At 40.3% G+C, this 18,347-nt stretch carries 16 protein-coding genes; 3 read left to right on the top strand and 13 right to left on the bottom strand.

Features of this window, described 5'->3' with window-relative positions; translation table 11 throughout:
* Positions 1-407: 407 nt before the first annotated feature.
* From ACFQZ9_RS19875 to ACFQZ9_RS19825, 11 genes are all read right to left on the bottom strand, one after another.
* Positions 408-1,235: an HAD family hydrolase gene (locus tag ACFQZ9_RS19875; protein WP_498945037.1), complete on the bottom strand. Its 828-nt coding sequence runs from the start codon at positions 1,233-1,235 to the stop codon at positions 408-410.
* Complete coding sequence (locus ACFQZ9_RS19870) at positions 1,232-2,353, bottom strand: cysteine protease StiP family protein (RefSeq protein WP_498945036.1); 1,122 nt, start codon at positions 2,351-2,353, stop codon at positions 1,232-1,234. The genes ACFQZ9_RS19875 and ACFQZ9_RS19870 overlap by 4 nt, the downstream gene beginning before the upstream one ends.
* Entirely contained in the window at positions 2,346-3,704 is a 1,359-nt protein-coding gene (locus tag ACFQZ9_RS19865; RefSeq protein WP_498945035.1) for a phosphoribosyltransferase family protein, read from the bottom strand. Before ACFQZ9_RS19865 ends, ACFQZ9_RS19870 begins: the two co-directional genes overlap by 8 nt.
* Positions 3,655-4,839: an HpcH/HpaI aldolase/citrate lyase family protein gene (locus ACFQZ9_RS19860; protein WP_498945034.1), complete on the bottom strand. Its 1,185-nt coding sequence runs from the start codon at positions 4,837-4,839 to the stop codon at positions 3,655-3,657. Before ACFQZ9_RS19860 ends, ACFQZ9_RS19865 begins: the two co-directional genes overlap by 50 nt.
* Before the next feature lie 74 nt (positions 4,840-4,913).
* Positions 4,914-5,690, bottom strand: coding sequence for a TerC family protein (locus ACFQZ9_RS19855; RefSeq protein ID WP_498945033.1), 777 nt, complete (start codon positions 5,688-5,690; stop codon positions 4,914-4,916).
* Positions 5,691-5,770: 80 nt separating this feature from the next.
* On the bottom strand, positions 5,771-6,352 hold the full coding sequence (locus ACFQZ9_RS19850) for a TerD family protein (protein WP_198308943.1): 582 nt from the start codon (positions 6,350-6,352) through the stop codon (positions 5,771-5,773).
* 104 nt (positions 6,353-6,456) lie between these two features.
* Positions 6,457-7,038: a YpjP family protein gene (locus tag ACFQZ9_RS19845; RefSeq protein ID WP_498945032.1), complete on the bottom strand. Its 582-nt coding sequence runs from the start codon at positions 7,036-7,038 to the stop codon at positions 6,457-6,459.
* A gap of 153 nt (positions 7,039-7,191) precedes the next feature.
* Complete coding sequence (locus ACFQZ9_RS19840; protein WP_498945031.1) at positions 7,192-7,965, bottom strand: class I SAM-dependent methyltransferase; 774 nt, start codon at positions 7,963-7,965, stop codon at positions 7,192-7,194.
* 237 nt (positions 7,966-8,202) lie between these two features.
* Entirely contained in the window at positions 8,203-8,640 is a 438-nt protein-coding gene (locus tag ACFQZ9_RS19835; RefSeq protein WP_498945030.1) for a BrxA/BrxB family bacilliredoxin, read from the bottom strand.
* Positions 8,641-8,703: 63 nt separating this feature from the next.
* Positions 8,704-9,837 carry a conserved virulence factor C family protein gene (locus ACFQZ9_RS19830; protein ID WP_498945029.1) on the bottom strand — a complete coding sequence of 378 codons (1,134 nt, stop codon included), beginning with the start codon at positions 9,835-9,837 and terminating at the stop codon, positions 8,704-8,706.
* Positions 9,838-10,006: 169 nt separating this feature from the next.
* Positions 10,007-12,004 carry a beta/alpha barrel domain-containing protein gene (locus tag ACFQZ9_RS19825; RefSeq protein ID WP_498945028.1) on the bottom strand — a complete coding sequence of 666 codons (1,998 nt, stop codon included), beginning with the start codon at positions 12,002-12,004 and terminating at the stop codon, positions 10,007-10,009.
* A gap of 285 nt (positions 12,005-12,289) precedes the next feature.
* Between ACFQZ9_RS19825 and ACFQZ9_RS19820 the strand changes: the two genes are divergently transcribed.
* From ACFQZ9_RS19820 to ACFQZ9_RS19810, 3 genes are all read left to right on the top strand, one after another.
* On the top strand, positions 12,290-13,750 hold the full coding sequence (locus tag ACFQZ9_RS19820; RefSeq protein ID WP_498945027.1) for a sigma-54 interaction domain-containing protein: 1,461 nt from the start codon (positions 12,290-12,292) through the stop codon (positions 13,748-13,750).
* 86 nt (positions 13,751-13,836) lie between these two features.
* Entirely contained in the window at positions 13,837-13,977 is a 141-nt protein-coding gene (locus ACFQZ9_RS19815; protein WP_198308950.1) for a hypothetical protein, read from the top strand.
* Between the two features lie 2 nt (positions 13,978-13,979).
* Positions 13,980-15,584, top strand: coding sequence for a sodium:solute symporter family protein (locus ACFQZ9_RS19810; protein ID WP_498945026.1), 1,605 nt, complete (start codon positions 13,980-13,982; stop codon positions 15,582-15,584).
* Between the two features lie 182 nt (positions 15,585-15,766).
* Here ACFQZ9_RS19810 and ACFQZ9_RS19805 read toward each other — a convergent pair whose 3' ends face one another.
* Positions 15,767-17,653 (bottom strand): ABC-F family ATP-binding cassette domain-containing protein, encoded by a 1,887-nt coding sequence (locus ACFQZ9_RS19805; RefSeq protein ID WP_498945025.1) that lies wholly within the window; start codon positions 17,651-17,653, stop codon positions 15,767-15,769.
* Entirely contained in the window at positions 17,650-18,297 is a 648-nt protein-coding gene (locus ACFQZ9_RS19800; RefSeq protein ID WP_498945192.1) for an HD domain-containing protein, read from the bottom strand. The genes ACFQZ9_RS19805 and ACFQZ9_RS19800 overlap by 4 nt, the downstream gene beginning before the upstream one ends.
* Between the last annotated feature and the right edge of the window lie 50 nt (positions 18,298-18,347).

Genomic DNA, 18,347 nt, shown 5'->3' with positions numbered 1-18,347 from the left:
TCATAATCCCTTCCCTCTAAAAGCAAAACGCTTCAAATAAGATAGAAAATTATGTAAGGTTTCTCTTCCATCATAACATAGTTAGCGGGTCCATTCATTTCTTAATACGAAAGCAGCGTAAAAATGTTTCAGATTTTGCCGCTATTCCTGTTTTTTCACCTTTTTCCTTGTCCTTACATATCATTGAGTACTGATATATGAAGAAGGTGACTTGAATGAGATTTCTCTATAAGCGACCGAGGATGGAGCAAGTAAACGAGGAACTGGATACCCTTATGGATGTCATGAGTTCTGACCTCTTTGTTCTATTAGACTTATTTTGGCTAAGCCTTATCTTTTCTCTGCTGCTAACCCCAGCTCTGCAAACGGTTACCTATTTTATTCTTTTTTTCGCAAGCAGCTATGTATTATTTACTAGTGTTTACTTCTTTATTTTTAAACGAATGTTCAAGAATTGTTAGAAATTGCTGCATTATTTCTTCCCCAGCAAGGATGCCCGCTCTTTCCGTATAGGTAACTCCCTTTTTTGGGCCGAACTGTGCAAGTTCTCCGTGAGCCGGGACGAACCTGTTTTGACAATTCATCAGAAAATCCCAGTCAAGTATCGAATCTCCCGCGCCTGCAAGAGCCGGTGAACCTTCGCGACTGCATATATATTCAAGAGCTGCACCCTTGTTAATAGCATTGGGGATTAAGTAAAGCTTTCTCCCCTGCAAGGAAACTCTCCAGCCATATTTGGAAACTGTACTACTTAAGCTTTGCACTTCTGAGAGTGAAGGGGAACTTTCTAATAGATAATAGAAAAATAGATTCTCGGCCGACTTAAGACGTCCGTTAAAATGAAAGCCTCCCCTTTTTAATCCAGCCTGTAATTCATCCAGCCGAGCCGATTCCCTTTGGATTTTGGACAAAATATGCTGCGACCAATCCATTAACGGTTCCCCTTTATATAAAATCATCGCACCATTAAACGTAATCGCATAGGGCAGGGAAATCGAATCTCCAAAAATTGTAAACCGTTTATATTGGGCAGTGGTTCTTGTTGTAACAGGGATAAATAAACAATTGCGGCAAAGCTCAACTAGGGCATGATAGGCCGTTTCTGTCATAAATGCTATAGGGTTTCCATCCTTCACTTCCACAGATCTTAGCGAAGTTTCTTTGGGAAGTCCAAGTTGTTCTATGGCTCTTTTTGAGTAAACTAATGTACGGTCCAGATCAGAGGCGATGATCATTTCTTATCCACCTTTACCGATTTAATTAACCCGCAACAAGAATAATTTAGGTCAGGGTAGATAACCACTTCCACGCCCTTTTCTTTAGCCAGCATAAGGATATGTTTCACATAGGGGCTCGACGGGTCACGCATTAAGATTTTCCACGGAACCCTTCTTAACAACACCCGGGTTGTTTCACCCACCCCCGGCTTAATGTAGTGCATGCTTTCAATGGAAAATTCCACTTGAATCTTCTTTACATCCTTCATCCCTAAAAATTCGGCCTTTATGGTTTCTAGGTTTCTTTCAGCTGCCGCTTTTGCCGCCTTAATTGTGATGAATGGATATTCTGCAGTAATTAGGTTAATATATTCATTTGAAACATCAGAAGAGAGAAGTTCACGGTAAAACTTTGCTCCGTGGAAATCATCCTTTCCGATATATTTTTCATTCAAGACGGTCCTGCTTACCAACCCGGAAACGGTGGAATTCAGGCATGCGCTGGGAATTAAAAAATCCTCCCTCGTCCCGAAAAGCGGTGTACAGTAACCTGGATCGGCAAGAACAGCAAGCCGGTCATCCAGCGTCACACCATATTTTTTTTCGTATTGCTGACAGGCCTTTTCGAGTTCAAGAGAAATAGCCCCTTTTCCTGTCCAGCCGTCCACGAATTGAATTTTCCCCTGCGGATGTTTTTCCAGAATATAGTGAAGGGCATTTTCGTCAATTCCCCGGTCACGAATGATCGAAATACTGTAATGGGGCAGGGAGACATTATAGCGCTGCAGAAGATAGCGTTTAATTAAAATCCCCACTGGCGTTCCGGCACGGGCAAGCGAGCAGAGAACGGTGTTTTCCCCTTTTAACTGATAGATTTGCTCCGCCACAATCCCAATACAAAGAGCGACTTTTCGTTTATAATCATGTAATGATTGCCGGAACAAGTTTACATAGGCTCTAGGTGGCTGGTACTCGATAGGGAGCGACTCACTATAGTGCTGGCCGGACTGTACCCGCACCTCACGATTGGCAGTCGAATCCTCAAGCTGGTATTCACTTAAATCCTTTAGGAGAAAAACAACATCGTCCTCTCGGTAGGATCCGATTTTGGCTGGATTCTGAATGAATTTATTCATTATCTTCACCTCTTTTTGCAGAGAAAAATATGAGCTTGATTGATTTAATCTGTAATTTTTCAAGTTCCGTTATGATTGGCTGAAGATGCTGAGAATCTACTTCTCTTTCAAAAAAAACAAAAACCTCATCATATTCAAATGGAGGAATATTGTAAACAAAATGCGTGATTTCCGGGTCGTCCGGTGCAGGAAAGGAAACACCGAATCTCGCCCCATACCCCTGTTTATTTTCAATATGGATCGGACTTCTCGTCGTAGATTGATAGGAAACATCCTGACCCATTTCTGCTGCAAGCTTCATTGGAATATACATAAATTCCCCCGTACCAAGGCATAGTGTTTTTCCCCCTATCCTTTTTAGGCGGAGAAATGCGGCTGCTTTCGATATTTTCAGATGATTGGTCTGATTATCGATGCTTGTGATTCCGAAGCGTCCTGTCTCCTGAATAAAACGCTCCAGATTTCTTGACGTCTGATAATCGGAACTTGAAAAAAATGGCCCTAATTGAATGATTTCTTTTGAGGAAGTGAAATTGTTTTCCCGTTCATTTCCCTTGTTTCTTTTATGAACCTCCCTCAGCTGCTTCACTTCAACTTTTCCTGCTATTAAGGATACCGTTCGGATTGTAATTCCCAGTTCTTTTTCCAGTTGGGTAAATTTCATCGTATGTTCATCCGATCGCCAATCCAATATCGAAACAACGGTATAAATCGCCCTTGGAAACTGAGAATGAATAGATTGGATAATATTGAGAGCCGTTTTTCCTGTCGTCATTTCGTCATCAACAAGGATAATCTCCCGCTCATTTTGAATCATTGCTTTAGGAATATAACAGCGATGGGAGGTAGCATGGGAATGCTCTTCTTCAAAGGTTATTTCAGGCTCCCGTCCGACGAGGATTTCTCTTGTCGTATGAAAAAAATCCGCTGATTTGAAACTGTCAAAAAAAGCATGCCCCAGTGCGGTCGCAGTTTCTGCAAAGCCGATGACGACCGGACGGATTGATGATGGAATAAATGCGCTTCCGGACAATGGTTCATTTCGAATAAACTTGTCTAATAAATGAGGAGTGTCAGGACATTTAACTCCTTTTACTGATTCTAAATATCGGGCAGCAAGTAATGCAGCTGTTATCAGTCCTTTATTGGCATCAATCGGTAAATGCTTCCCGAGTACTTTACTGACGAATAAAAATGATCGTTTTTTATTGATCCTTGCCGCCATCGTGAAAAGATCCTCAACCGGCAAACTGTAAGGATTTTCGTTTACTTCCACTTCAACTTCAATAGTATCCAAAATATTAAACGTAAACTTCTTTTTTAATAAGGTCGATGTTTGTAACTTCTGCATGTAACACCCCGTAAAGCTGTGATTTTAAAAGAATCTTTTTTGCCCAAACATAATGCGGCTTTATTTCATTCATTTTGTTTGCAAAGCCGCTTCTGACTACTCCAAGATGACCTCCGGCCGCTTCTACAATCGTACAGGCATCCATATATTCCTCAAATGAAATGACATTCAGCGCTTGGACGGTTTTAATATGCGAGGGATGAATTACTGTTTTTCCTGTCAATCCGTTTGCAATATCCATAAGAACCTCACGAATTAGCCCATCCATATTTTGGTCAATTAATTCAGCACGTAATTTCAACCCTTCGTCCCCATACCTCTCACGGAAGGGGGTCTGCCGAAGCTGCGGCTTTAACATTCTTTCTTTGGCTGAAAAATACTCCCAAACCGGTCCGGAAACAATATAGGGGTCATCCCCTCGCTGAAAAATATTAATGATATCAGCAATGCAATCTCGTAAAATAGCAATATCATAAACCGTTGTATCCGCACTTCGTCGAATTCCATACAAGCCGCTAAAATCGGTTGCCCCAATCCTTACGTTCAAGATCAGCTCACGATTCTGATCAAGAAGTTTTTTTATTTTAAGCAATTCATCCAATCTTGTCTCTTTTTGAATGACCTTTGCCGTCTCAAGGATTGGCATTGCATAAAAAGGATGCTGTGGACTATGTATTTCTCGTACTAACTTTAAAAGCACCTCGCCATCTTCGGATGAAAACTTTGGCAGCACTACACCCGTTAACAATTTTATCGCTTTTCCTAACTTTTCTTTGAGCCTTTGAAACTGCCTGCAGTCGCGAATCCGGATAAACATTAAGGGTAAATCTTCAAACCGTAAAAACTGCCTGTTTAGCTCTTCAAATAGTTTGGAAAGCTCCTTAACAAGTTTTTCTTCCGCTCTTCCAATTTCAAGATCACCGACTGCATCTTCTAAATCGATCACAAGTGATGTCAATCCTTCATGTTTTTTTGATAGGATTTCCTGATGAATATTCGGACGGGTTGCCGGCATATAAAGCGTTGCTCCAAGCCCATACGATAATAGCTCACGGTTCACAAATTTATTAAAGTCTTGCGGCTTTTGATAGAATAGATGCTCCATCTCATCATAAAAATAGGAGAAAAATTTCATTTTTAACTTACTCCTCATGATAAAAATAAGGGAACGGACTTTCGCCAGCTCCCCCATGTAATATAATATGCTGATTAACCGTTCTCTTTGCTAACTTCTTTTTTCTTGTTGATGAAATGAACGATAAATGTAGCACCGAACGTAAAGAGTAAAATAATAAAGAAATAAAGTGGTTCCAATTCATAATGGAAGAGAACACCAGCAAACATCTTAACTGAAATAATTAAAATCAAGATATAGGCGGTTGTTTCAAGTTCCGGTATTTTGTCAATAAGGGCAAGAAAGACTCCTGCAACTCCACGCATCATTAATACGCCGAGCATTCCGCCAACTAATAATACCCAAATCTCATTGCTTACCCCAAATGCAGCCAGTACGCTGTCAACGGAGAAGGCGATATCCATTAATTCTACTGAAGCAACGGTTCCCCAAAAGGTTCCGAACATCCGGATTAATAAACCATTTTTGTTGATTCCCTCTGCTTCTTCGTCCTCTTCCTTACTTTCTTTATGTTTGTCAATAAAGTATTTAATAGCCAACCACGCCAGATAGGCTGCACCTAGTGCTTTTACCCACCATAGTTTTATTAAATAGACCCCAATTCCAATCGCAATAAAACGAAATGCATAGGCACCTAATAATCCATAAAAAAGTGCTTTTTTACGTTTTTCCGGAGGCAGATGTTTTACCATTACCGCTAAAACGAGGGCATTATCCGCAGACAGCAATCCTTCAAGAATGACTAAAGTTCCAATTAATCCCCAACTTACCGGATCTGATAAAACCTTTACCCACATATCCCACTCAAAGAAATGTGAATAGGTGTCTAATATTCCTTGTAAAACCGACATTAAAAAAATTCCTCCCAGATGTTCTATGTGTTTTTTAGAAAAGACCCAGCCTTAAAAGGTGGGTCTTTTTATTTTAATTATTAACCAACCTGTAACCCAAAATCAGTCGCTAACGCTGCCAGTCCACCTTGATAGCCGCTTCCGATTGCACTAAATTTCCATTCACCATTATGACGGTATAATTCGCCTACAACCAATGCAGTCTCGATAGAGAAATCCTCTCCAAGGTCGTAGCGGATCAGTTCTTCCCCTGTTTCTTCACTAAAAATTCGTGCATAGGCATTTGAAACCTGCCCGAAGTTTTGATTTCTGCTGTCTGCATCATGAATCGTAATTGTAAAGGCAATTCGTTGAATAGAGGCAGGAATTGCTGTTAGATTAATTTTTACCTGCTCATCATCGCCGTCACCGGCACCTGTACGGTTATCTCCAGTATGTACTACAGCACCATTAGCGCCTTCTCGGTTGTTATAGAAGATAAAGTCAGATTCATTTGTAACCTTCCCGTTCTCGCCAAGAAGGAATACGGATGAGTCTAAATCAAAATCCTTACCACCATCATATTTATTCGTATCCCAGCCTAAACCAACAACGACATTTGTTAATCCCGGATTGGTTTTTGTTAAGTCCACTTTTTGACCTTTTGATAAACTAATTGCCATTTTCCATTCCTCCAATTTAGGTAATAGTCTATTTACGAGTTTTTCTTAAAAAGGTTTCATTTATTATAATAAATTTTTTTACCTATGCTTCGCAAATTCTTCCATCAGCTCATCCATTTGGGCGGAGTGTTTTTTGCCCAATAAATCGAACCGAGATTATAATGGCTTTGGTAATCATCATGGTAAGTATGATAATGAAAATTAAACCAGTAGCCTTCTTGCGGCGGCTGATCTCTTCTAACATGAAATCTAAGAATATCCTTGTTTGTTACACTGTTTTTGATATGAAAGATTTTTTCTGAGTGTCCTCCGCTCGGCTGTTCCGTGATGGCAAGATTTCTTAAATCCTCCTCGGGAAATTGGGTGGCAGTTTCTGTAATCGCTTGTTCAATATTAGGTAAAATAATCGTGCGAAATTCATTCTCGATTACTGGTTTTATTTTGCTTCCAAATTTTTGATAGGATTGTTCCTCTGCTTGTTTAAGTAGTTCTTCCATAAAGTGGTCCCGATTAAACTCCGTTTCTTCTGCAAGAGTAGGAGTTTGGACAAAATTGCCTGAAGGTGCTGCAGCCTGGTCTGAAGGTTTTCCTCCGTTGATATTATTCATTAATTGGGATGGTGAAACAAGACCAAAGGTCAAAATCGATACCATCACCACAAAAGATTTACGAATCCATTTTTTCAAAATAAACGCCCCTTTTTGAAATGGAAGGGTGAAGAAATCCATTTTTATTCTTACAAAATATTATACTTCTTTTTTATGGAAATTGGAAAAAATAGATTAGGATATTTTTTGAATTATATAAAAAAACAAACTGAGGCCAGTAGCTCTCAGTTGTTATTTTTCAAGTATCCCAAAATGAAATTTAGCGGTTTTTCGGCGAAAAACTGTGAAGCCATATTTTTCAAAACGCTGGCTTTTATAATGGTCTTTTAAGATGACCTTTCGTTTGCAAACTCTTAATGCCTCGGAGATGGTTTCTTCATTCAAATCATAACGGAGTGCAAAATATCCTAACGACTTAATCCCGTCTGATTCATGGATGCTTTCTTCAAACATCGGGTCGAAATATACGCAATCTATAGATGAGGAAGGCTGACTCTTTAAATAATCCAAAGAAAAAGTTGTGTTCACCTTTATTCTTTTCATCGCAGTATTGATTTCTAAATAACCAGAATCCCAGGATTGAAGTCCCTCCTTTACGAGAAACGAAAGGTATTTTTGTCCCTCAATCCCTGTTACTGTGCCTTCGAACCCAACCACAAAGCCAGCAACTATGGCATCTGATGCGAGACCGAGAGTGCAATCTAGCAAGGACATTCCACTCGATAAGTCTGCCGCCTCAATAAACGGATCTTGCTCCCCGTTTAATAGTCTTTTTATCCGAAACATCGCAGAATTAGGATGAAAGAAGAAGGGTTCCTTGTGTTCCTGATTATATAGCTCAAGCCTTTCTTTTCCTACAATAAGACAGCTGCCAGCTGCCTCTTTTTGAATTTGGCTAATCGATTTCTTTTTCCTAGGGATATAGGGGATATCGAGTGTTTCCGCTACGTTTCTTGCTTTATCTATCATCTGGTCGTTTGTTCGTCCTGCTGTTGTAACAAACATATTATCCCTCTTTAATCTAAAAAATCTCTTTTAAACTTTGTTGTTGATTTCCGCTCCAGGCGCGAGCGGTTCGTGGGCGGTCCGGGGAGCCTCCTCGTCGCTTCGCTCCTGTGGGGTCTCCCCTGCCCCGTATTCCCACAGGAGTCTTCGCGCCTTCCACTCCAATCAACGTTGTTAAAAAAATCAACATTATTCTTTAAAACAGTATAAAAGAAAAAAGGACGTCGGCAGACATCCTTATTTACAATGTACTTCAAACGCATTAATTAAATTTTGCATAACTTCTTCCATTGCGTGGCCTTCGATATCATGGCGCGGAATAAAATGGACGACTTCTTTATCCTTTAATAAAGCAAAGGATGGAGAAGACGGTTCATGACCCGCAAAATATTCACGCATTTTTGCCGTTGCTTCCTTATCCTGGCCGGCAAAAACCGTTACAAGGTGATCCGGTTTTTTCTCACTATTCAACACTGCCTGTGTAACAGCCGGACGCGCTAATCCACCTGCACAGCCACACACGGAATTCACTGCTACAAGGGTAGTCCCCTTCACATTTTCAATAAAATTTTTCACATCTACTTCCGAAGTTAATTCCTCGAAACCTGTTCTAGTTAACTCTTGTCGCATTGGTACAACCATTTGTTTCATAAATTCTTCATAGGCATTTGACATTAATTATCCCTCCTGTTTTCAGTGTAAGCATACTATAAAAAATCGCAGAATTGCAATCAGAGCTTACTCCCCTAATTTCCTCGCTTCGGTCATTTGCTTCCAAACAGAACCCTTTGCTTCCTCGCCGCCCTCGATTCGTTCAATTGCCATTTTTATTTGCATACTGACTTCAAACTCAGAATCGTCTTCAGCAGCCTTTAAAGCAGGCAGTGCATTTTCATCGCCTACTTCATATAAAAACATAGCTGCCCGCCAGCGAACTAATTTACTTGGGTCCTTTAGGGCCTTCAGCATTTCGTCTTGAGCCTCCGCGAACCCTAAATCTGACAAGCAATCTCCAGCTGTCCGGCGGACGGTCACAGTTTTGTCATTTAGTGCTCTATATAAATAAGGCAGAACTTTGGTATCCTTAATCATTCCAAGGTACACTGTTGCCAGTCTTCTAATGGATGGTTTTTCGTCTGATAATGCCGTTTCTAAAACGGGCAAATCCTCAAGCTTAGGATCGTCCATTTGTTCGAGCAGTTGATAGCGCACCTGCCAATCTGGGTTGTTTAAATCGTCCTTAGTTATTTTTTTGCGTGAAAGTGCGGTTTTTTTATCAGATGTATCACCTGATTGGGCTTTTTCAACTAATGCTTCAAGCCGGTCCTTAGGATAAGCGGCAATCAGTTCCTCGACCACTTCCTGGCCGATTTGTTCAAAGTCACCATACCGTGCCCCTTGATTTTGCCATTTCCGTAATAAAATATAATTATCTTCCGGAAGCTGCGCCTGCTCTCTTGCCTTTAAAAAGTATTCAGGCATCCCAAACCGTTTTTCAGTCGTGCCATCAGTGAGCTTAACCTGCAAAGGAATTCCCTTAAACATTTGGATTTCAACTTTTATCTCACCGAAATGCTCATCCATGCCTTTTTCATTTTTAGCAGCATCTTCAGCGTTTTCACCAAATGCCTGACGTACCTTTGGTAATAGTTCCTTCCAATCGAATTTCGCGTTCCGCTCCACTGCTAGGAAGTCAGCTACATGATATACGCCTTTGATTCCTTCGATTTGTAAGATCTTTTGAATCACCTTTGGTGCATCTGCGCTGGTTTCTTTTTTATAATTATGACTTTTTCCCATTGGGAGTTCTTCATCTAAAAGGATTTTCATTGTATTTGGACTTGGAGTTGGTTCAATTGCTTTAATTTTCAACAGGATCACCTACTTTGTATTCTCTACACAGTTTACCATATTGAATAGGTTAAATTCATTATTGATGCATTTACCTAAAATGGCGATTTCCGCTCCAATCAATCATTAACTTAGCCTAAAAAAAGAAGAGTTCATCACTTATGCTATGAAAAACTCTCCTGTTCGTATGCTATTGTTTGACCTGCAAACTTTTTGTGCCTTGAAGTCCGATTTGTAATGAGGTCATTAGACCTTCAAATGTTGCCTCTTCAAGTGTTCTTGGGGCTAGGCAATCGCCGATTTGCCATACCTCAGGAGCAGAATCTTTAATTTGCTCATACAATTCTACATTTGGTACGCGCCCAAGTGAAAGAATGATGGAGTCCACATTTTTAATGGTATCCTTCTCATAAGAAAATAAATTTCGAATTACTACTTCATCCTCTTTAATTTCGCCTAAATCATAGTGAGGAATCATTTTAATATTTAGCTGATAGAGCTTCTTTAAATATTCATTTCTTAAATATTGATGAACTTCCTCGCCTATATAAAGCCTTGAAGAAATTAATGTTACTTGATGACCTTTTTCGGCTAAATCAATGGCAGCCTCCATACCCGGCCAATCCCCGCCAAAGTCGAAGACCAATACATTTTTTCCGATATTTTTACCTCGATAATTAAATAATTGATCAACCGTACAAACTCTAGGATCATTTATCCCAGGGATTTGGGGAATATATGGGCGGGACCCAACTGCACAAATAATCACATCCGGGCTGAGTCCCTTATTTTCCTCGGGTCCAATGTGCCAGCCAAGTTTTACATTTACATTACTAACTGATAACTTTTTAATAAAATTATCGAGCATCGTTTCCGCAAGCTCTTGTCGCATTGGAGCACGTCTTAAGGTTTGCAAAAGCCCTCCGACCTCATCCGCTTTATCTGCTAAAATGACTTCATGGCCAAACTCATCTAACGTTAAGGCAGCTTTTAACCCTGCAGGGCCTGCGCCGATAATAAGCACTTTCTTTTTCTCACGCGGTGTTTTCCGAAGTGCTTGCACCTCCAGCTCCTTCCCTGCTGTTGGATTTTGGACACAGCCTATGGCCAATCCTTTATGATAATGACCAATACATGCTTGGAGACAGCCAATACAGGCATCAATTAAATGATGATTCCCCTCTTTTGCTTTATTCGGCATTTCCGGGTCGACGATCAAGGAACGTGTCATCCCAACGACATCTGCCTTACCTGTGGCAACAATTTGCTCTGCCTCGACAGGGTCAACAATCCGCGAACCAACAAACACGGGTACGGCACCGGCCATACGGATTTTAAAGGCTTGCGGTGAATTATAACCATGTTTGACTGGGGATGGCGGCACAATATGCGTTGACCCTGCAAATGTGCTGGAATCGCCCGATGTGACATTAATAAAGTCTACACGGACTTGGTCCACTAAATACTCAACAATTTGGACGGAATCTTTTACATCCAATCCATCCATCGTCATTTCATCGGCGCTCATTCGGATCCCAACCGTGAAGTCTTCACCGACTTCTTGCCAAACCTGCTGCATCACTTCCACAATAAACCTCATTCGGTTTTCAAATGAACCGCCATATTCATCGGTACGATGATTGGTTTGGCCGGACCAAAACTGTGCTGGCAGGTATCCGTGAGAGCAACAGATTTCTACCCCGTCCAGACCACCTTCTTTAGCAAGTTTTGCTGATCTAGCAAAGCCTTCGATTACATCTTTAATTTCCTCAATGCTCATCGGTCTTGGCATCGTTCCGAACCGGAGACTTGGTACAGCAGAAGGAGCCAATGCTGCAGTGCGATAATCGCTTGAAACTACTTCTCTTCCCCCATGAAATAATTGACTGAATACCTTCGTTCCAAATTGATGGACTTCATTTGCAATCTCTAAGTAGGCCGGTACAATCCGTTGATCAAACCCTGCAATTGTATGGGTCGTCAGCATTCCTGATTCGTGTACAGCCGCTGCTTCTAATACAATCAGCCCCGCTCCACCTTTTGCCCGGGCAGAATGATAGGCAGTCATCTCCCGCGTAGGAATCCCACAGTCAACATGATTTGTCTGATGTGCTGTACTAAGAATTCTATTTTTTAATTCTGTGTGACCAATTTCGATTGGGCTAAATAAATGCTTATAATTCGTCACGACTACTCACTCCTATTGGTTTGTATTTAACAAGTAACCTAGCAAAAATCGTGCCAATCTGTAAGGTTGCTAGTAATTCAAGATATTTTTTAAAAATTCATAATTTTCACCGAAACTAATTGTATAATGGAAGAAATTAGTGAATGTTTTTTGCATCAATCGGCGCAAAAAAGGTTCACCGCAACTAAACTCTCCCTAATAAACTATTAAAACCAAATCTATAGGGGGAATCATGGTTAAAGTCGATGCAGAATGTGTTCACTTTTAAAAAGGATGGGTGGATAGATGATCACTGAATGGAACTATCAACAAAAAATTAATGGACTCGAGAAATTAAATGTATCTCTTAAGGAACAGCTGGAAATTGCACTGCAAAAAATTAAGGAACTTACTCAAATATTGAATTCTTCCTATGATGAAATTTTTGTAACGGATGCAGAAGGAAATGTTTTATTTGTAAGTGATTCGTGTAAATATTTTACTGGACTCCCGCCTGAATCCTTTATCCACAAAAATATTTTTGAATTGGTGGAGAAAGGCATCATTACCGACTCTGTCACGATTAAAACGATGCAAACCCAGACAGTACAATCAAATGAACAAAATTACCCTAATGGAAAAACCGTTCTGGCGACAGCTAAACCTGTTTTTGATGATGAAGGGAAATTGTATCGGATCGTCACTAATTCACGTGATATCTCGGAATTAGTGGAGATGAAAAGAAGGTTGGCAGAGATTCATGCTTTACAGCAGGAAAACCTAGATGAAGCCATAATCGAAAAAGCGGTCGGCCGCCAAAAGTTTATTACGCAATCCAAAAACATGGTCAACACACTAAAATTAGCTGATAGAGTGGCTCCATTAGACTCCTCGATTTTCATACATGGTGAATCGGGTGTAGGAAAGGGAGTATTAGCACGGATCATTCATGAATATAGCCCAAGAAATGGCCATTCATTTGTTCAAGTGAACTGTGGAGCAATACCTGAAAGCTTACTGGAATCAGAATTATTTGGCTATGAGGCCGGGGCATTTACCGGGGCAAACAAACAGGGAAAGGCCGGCCTGGTTGAAATGGCAGACGGCGGGACATTGTTTTTAGATGAAATCGGAGAAATGCCGCTTGAGCTACAAGTGAAAATCCTCCATTTAGTTCAGGACAAAACTTTTAAAAAAGTGGGCGGAACCACTGAAAAGCACGTTGATATCCGCATCATTTCCGCTACCAATAAAGATTTATTACAAATGATTGAGGAAAAAAAATTCCGTCAGGATTTATACTACCGCCTACACGTTGTTCCACTAAGAATCCCCCCATTAAGAAAACGGAAGCAGGATATTTTAGTTTTAACAGATTATTTTTTAAATCAATTTAATCAAAAATATTCACAGCAGATTGAATTAGATGAGAATGCCAAACTCTTGCTGCAGCTCCAAGAATGGCGTGGGAATGTGAGAGAATTAGAGAATTTTATTGAACAAATTGTTGTCACGGCAAATAAACCTTTAATAAGTATTGAAGATTTACCGTTTGCAATCGATCATCGAATTTCTCATGAAAACAGTCTATCATTGCAGCAGCTTCCATTAAAAAGAGCCGTAGAAGAAACAGAAAAACAAGTTCTTACCTATGCACTAAAGAAATATAAATCGACAAGAAAAATGGCCAAAGCATTAGGAGTAAATCAAACCACCATAATGAGAAAACTACATAAGTATCACATGACCTCAAATGAAACGACTTGATTGGTACAATTAACTGAATTTTTAGATATTGGCATAAAAATTGCATTATATTTCAGTGAACAATCAAATGACAGGGAGTGATGAGAGTGGGAGAATTACTTTTTTGTTTGGGCTATGGAGGTTCACTAATTATTTTGGGACTTATCACCAAATTTTTCGTCCGCAGAATGGAAAAAGATGTAATAACCACAACAAATATATCGAAAGATGAAAAGGCGGGGATGTAAAGATGATCTATACAATCGGTATTATTGTCTCCTTCCTTGTTTACATCCTGATCGGTGTTTTTCTTTCCAGACGAGTTAAAAATTCTGAGGAATATTATGTTTCCGGAAGAAAAGGCTCTACTCTGATGGTCACCGGTACTCTGGTTGCTTCGTTTTTAAGTACCGTTTCCTTTATGGGGGAAGCTGGATTTTCATACGAAGGCTACCCGATCCTTTTACTCATCCTGGTTATTTTCAATGCAACCGGCTATGTAGTAGGTGTGTTCTTTTTCGGGCGGTATTTACGAAGAAGTAAATCCTTGACTGTTCCTGAATATTTCGGTAACCGCTTCCAATCTAATAAAGTAAGAATGGCTGCAGCAATTACAACAATTCTTGGTATTGCTGCTTATTTGGTCGCTGTTACACAAGGTGCAGCCGTATTGCTTTCAGAAATATCCGGGATTTCCTACACATTTGCCTTACTGATAATGTGGGTCGTTTATGCTTCTTTTACCGTTCTTTCCGGCGCAAAAGGAGTTATGGTTAATGATACTATCATGTTTTTCATCTTCTCAATTGCTACTTACTTAGCTTTCCCGTATATTATTCATTCTGCCGGAGGATTCCCGGATGCCATTGTGAAAGCAGCAACAAATCCTGCTCGCCCTGATTTATTAAGCTGGCATGGGATAACTGGCCCGAATAACTATATGGGGGCACCGTGGGAAGCATTTATCTGGGCAGTTATCTTAGGTTTAGTATGGTCAGCGGTTATTTCCATCAGCCCTTGGCAGAGCAGCCGTTATTTAATGGCAAAAAATGAACATGTGGCGATTCGCTCCGGTGTTTGGGCAACCATTTCTATCATTACGATCTACTTGTTCCTTCATATCAGCATTTCTACGATTACTACGATTAATCCGGATATTAAACCTACGGAGAAAGTGTTCATTTGGGCCGCAATGAATATTGTTCCGAAGTGGCTGGGTATTATTATTGTGAGTGGTATTATGGCTGCAGCGTTATCGTCCTGTGCCAGCTTCTTGCAACTCATTGGCTCAAGCATTACGCGTGATATCATGGAACAGTCCCGAAACAAAAAGTATTCAGACAAACGCCTGCTTGTGACAAGCAGAATTTCGATGATTGTCGCTAGTATTGTCATCCTTCTAATCGGGCTTTGGCAGCCACCTTCCATTATGTGGATTGGTTATTTTGCTGCTACCCTATTTGCCGCTTCCTGGGGCCCTATTGCCTTCGCAAGTGTCTTCTCAAAAAAGGTAACAAAAACAGGTGCATTGTGGAGTATCATATTTGGATTTTTAGGAGTAATTCTTGGCGAATCCCTGAAAAAATACGGTGTTAAACTGCCGGTTTATTTAGATCCAGTAATTATTGGTGTCATTTTAAGCTTATTAGCTCTTTGGATTGGTTCTAAAGTTGGCGAAATTTCTAAGGAAGAACGGGAATTCCAAGCAAATATTTTAACACGACCAATTGAAGCAGACGATAAAGAAGAAATGGCAATCACGAAACGTTATCCTACCTATTTAATGATTAGCGGCGTTATCATCATCATTATTACTTTCATTTTCTACTACTATCCATTGACACTGGCGATGTAGAATACTAAATCTAGTTTTTTGGTGTAAAATTAAACTCAAACTCTTTTTATCAGCGATTTTTCAGGTTTTATCAGCGGTTCTACCCATTTTATCAGCGAATCGCATAGGTTTATCAGCGAATTAAAAAAAGTTGACCCAGAGATTAAATCTGCGTCAACTTTTTTATTGTACGAAACCTATTATTATCCTTCCGCCAGCTCCGCAAGATACGACCAGCGTTCAATTAACTGCTCAAGCTTCTCATTTAATTCTGCTTCTTGTTTCATCAAATCCTGTGCTTTTGTAAAATTACTGCCAACCTTTGCGAGTTCCGCTGAAGTCTCTTCCAGTTTCTCCTCTATTTTAGCAATCACGTCATCAATCTCTTCCCACTCTTTTTTCTCCATGTAAGTCATTTTTTTCTTTTTTTCCTTTTCCGGAGATTTTGCTGATTGGGCGGTGGCGCTAGTCGTTTTTTGCACTTCAACTATCGATTCTTTTTCAAGATATTCGGTGTAATTACCAAAGAACGAATTAATGGAACCTTCCCCTTGTAGAACAAGCAGCTGGTCGACGACCTTATCTAAGAAGTAACGGTCATGCGATACGGTGATGACTACCCCAGGAAATTCCTCTAAATAATCTTCAAGAACCGTCAGCGTTTGTGTATCAAGATCATTTGTAGGCTCATCCAAAAGTAGAACATTTGGAGCGGTCATTAATATTTTTAACAGGTATAAGCGGCGTTTCTCTCCACCGGAAAGCTTTCGGATTGGTGTCCCATGGGTAAATGGCGGGAATAGAAAACGCTCAAGCATTTGCGCTGCTGAAATTGTTTTCCCATCGGATGTCTCGACGATCTGCGCTGTTTCCTTAATGTATTCAATCATCCGCATGTTTTCATCCATGTCTTCGCTTTCCTGTGTGTAGTAAGCGATTTTTACCGTTTGCCCCATCAGGAATTCCCCTTCATCAAGTGGAATTCGCTTAGCAAGTATATTGAGCAAAGTTGACTTTCCTGTTCCGTTTCGTCCAATAATCCCGAATCTGTCTCCAGGCTTCACCAATAGGTCAAAATGGTTAAGGATTGTTTTCGCCCCGTATCGTTTAGAAGCATCCTTTAATTCAAAAACTTGTTTGCCCAGCCGGCTCCCATTTAAAGAAATATCAAGCTTCTCCCCAGAGGGTTTCCCTCCTGCAAGCTTATCGTCCAGCTCCTCAAAGCGCTGAATCCGCGCCTTTTGCTTTGTTGTTCTCGCCTTTGCACCTCTTCTGATCCATTCAAGTTCCCGTCTGAAAAGATTTTTTCTTTTTTCAAATGTTGCTGCCTCATTTTCTTCCCGGATAGCTTTGGATTCCAAAAAAGCCGCATAATTTCCTTTATAGCTGTAGAGATTGCCACTGTCTAATTCAAACATTCGATTTGCAACACGGTCTAAAAAATATCGATCATGGGTGACGAGTAAAATTGAACCGCTATATCTGCTCAAATAATCCTCGAGCCATTTGACAGTATCAAAATCAAGATGGTTAGTCGGTTCGTCTAAAATAAGTAAATCAGGCTCAGCGATTAAAACCTGCGCCATTGCTACACGTTTTTTCTGTCCCCCGGAAAGCTCACCTATCTTCTTTCCAAAATCCTCAATCCCTAATTTCGTTAAAATGGATTTCGCATTCGTACTCGCATCCCAAGCATTCAGAGCATCCATTTGTTTTTGTAAGTGAAATAGCTCGTCCTGAATTTTGGAGTCATTAGGGGAGGAGTTGAGCCTTTGAAGCGTTTTTTCATAATCACGCATTAATTTTAAGATCGGTGCTTCTCCATGATAGACCTGCTCAAGTACCGTCCGGTCTGCATCAAAATCGGGCTGTTGAGCCAAAAAGGCAATAGTATAATCCTTACCTGCAATAATCTTCCCCTCGTCCGGCTGATCCAAGCCTGCGACGATTTTTAATAAGGACGATTTTCCCGTTCCATTTACCCCGATTAGGCCGACACGCTCTTTTTCTCCGATTGTAAAAGAGATATCGTTAAAAAGTTGTTTCTCCCCATAGGTCTTCGTGACGTTTTCCACTGTGAGCATTTTCATGATTGACCATTCCATTCTTGATAAAATTGTTCTAAAAATATCTCCATCATTTGATGACGGCCTGCAGCCATTTTTTTTGCCGTTTCTGTATTTAACAAGTCTTTTAATTTTAGTAGTTTTTCATAGAAATGATGAATACTGGTTGATTTCCCTTTTCGGTATTCCTCTATCGTCATTTCTTCTCTTATCTGGTAGGATGGATCATAAATCTGCTGACCCTTTTTTCCCCCATAGGCAAAGACACGGGCAATCCCAATGGCGCCGATTGCATCTAGTCGGTCCGCATCTTGGACAATTTTTGCCTCGATTGAATCAAGCTTTACCTTTCTTCCACCCTTGAAAGAAATGGAAGCGATGATTTTTTTAATTTGCTGTATTTCGTCTTTTGATAATTCAATGGTCCTTAAAAATCCATCTAGTTTTGCTTCGCCTGTTTCTGTGGTTTCATTTAGTTTTTCATCTGGTATATCATGAAGGAGCGCTGCCATTTCAATAATGAACGGATCTCCTGATTTTTCTTGTTCGTTTATATATAATGCATTACGGCGGACACGGTCGACATGGAACCAATCATGCCCTGTCGCATCTTCACCTAATTCACTTTGGACAAACATTTCTGCTTGTTCAATGATTTGCTTTTTCAAATAAAACACCTACCCTCATCCTTGCTATTCTATCATGAAAAAGAAGGATT

Origin of the sequence: Neobacillus sp. GCM10027624, assembly GCF_042675345.1 — a bacterium.
Classification (GTDB): Bacteria; Bacillota; Bacilli; order Bacillales; family Cytobacillaceae; genus Neobacillus; species Neobacillus cucumis_D.
Note: the sequence above shows the minus strand (reverse complement) of the source record. Positions and strands in the feature narration are given on the sequence as shown.

Bases quoted from the DNA above. Each gene is read 5' to 3' on its own strand.
- ACFQZ9_RS19840 (WP_498945031.1), bottom strand. From the start codon at position 7,965: ATGTTTGTTACAACAGCAGGACGAACAAACGACCAGATGATAGATAAA.
- ACFQZ9_RS19870 (WP_498945036.1), bottom strand. From the start codon at position 2,353: ATGAATAAATTCATTCAGAATCCAGCCAAAATCGGATCCTACCGAGAG.
- ACFQZ9_RS19835 (WP_498945030.1), bottom strand. From the start codon at position 8,640: ATGTCAAATGCCTATGAAGAATTTATGAAACAAATGGTTGTACCAATG.
- ACFQZ9_RS19855 (WP_498945033.1), bottom strand. From the start codon at position 5,690: ATGTCGGTTTTACAAGGAATATTAGACACCTATTCACATTTCTTTGAG.
- ACFQZ9_RS19875 (WP_498945037.1), bottom strand. From the start codon at position 1,235: ATGATCATCGCCTCTGATCTGGACCGTACATTAGTTTACTCAAAAAGA.
- ACFQZ9_RS19820 (WP_498945027.1), top strand. From the start codon at position 12,290: ATGATCACTGAATGGAACTATCAACAAAAAATTAATGGACTCGAGAAA.
- ACFQZ9_RS19805 (WP_498945025.1), bottom strand. From the start codon at position 17,653: ATGAAAATGCTCACAGTGGAAAACGTCACGAAGACCTATGGGGAGAAA.
- ACFQZ9_RS19850 (WP_198308943.1), bottom strand. From the start codon at position 6,352: ATGGCAATTAGTTTATCAAAAGGTCAAAAAGTGGACTTAACAAAAACC.
- ACFQZ9_RS19860 (WP_498945034.1), bottom strand. From the start codon at position 4,839: ATGAAATTTTTCTCCTATTTTTATGATGAGATGGAGCATCTATTCTAT.
- ACFQZ9_RS19810 (WP_498945026.1), top strand. From the start codon at position 13,980: ATGATCTATACAATCGGTATTATTGTCTCCTTCCTTGTTTACATCCTG.
- ACFQZ9_RS19865 (WP_498945035.1), bottom strand. From the start codon at position 3,704: ATGCAGAAGTTACAAACATCGACCTTATTAAAAAAGAAGTTTACGTTT.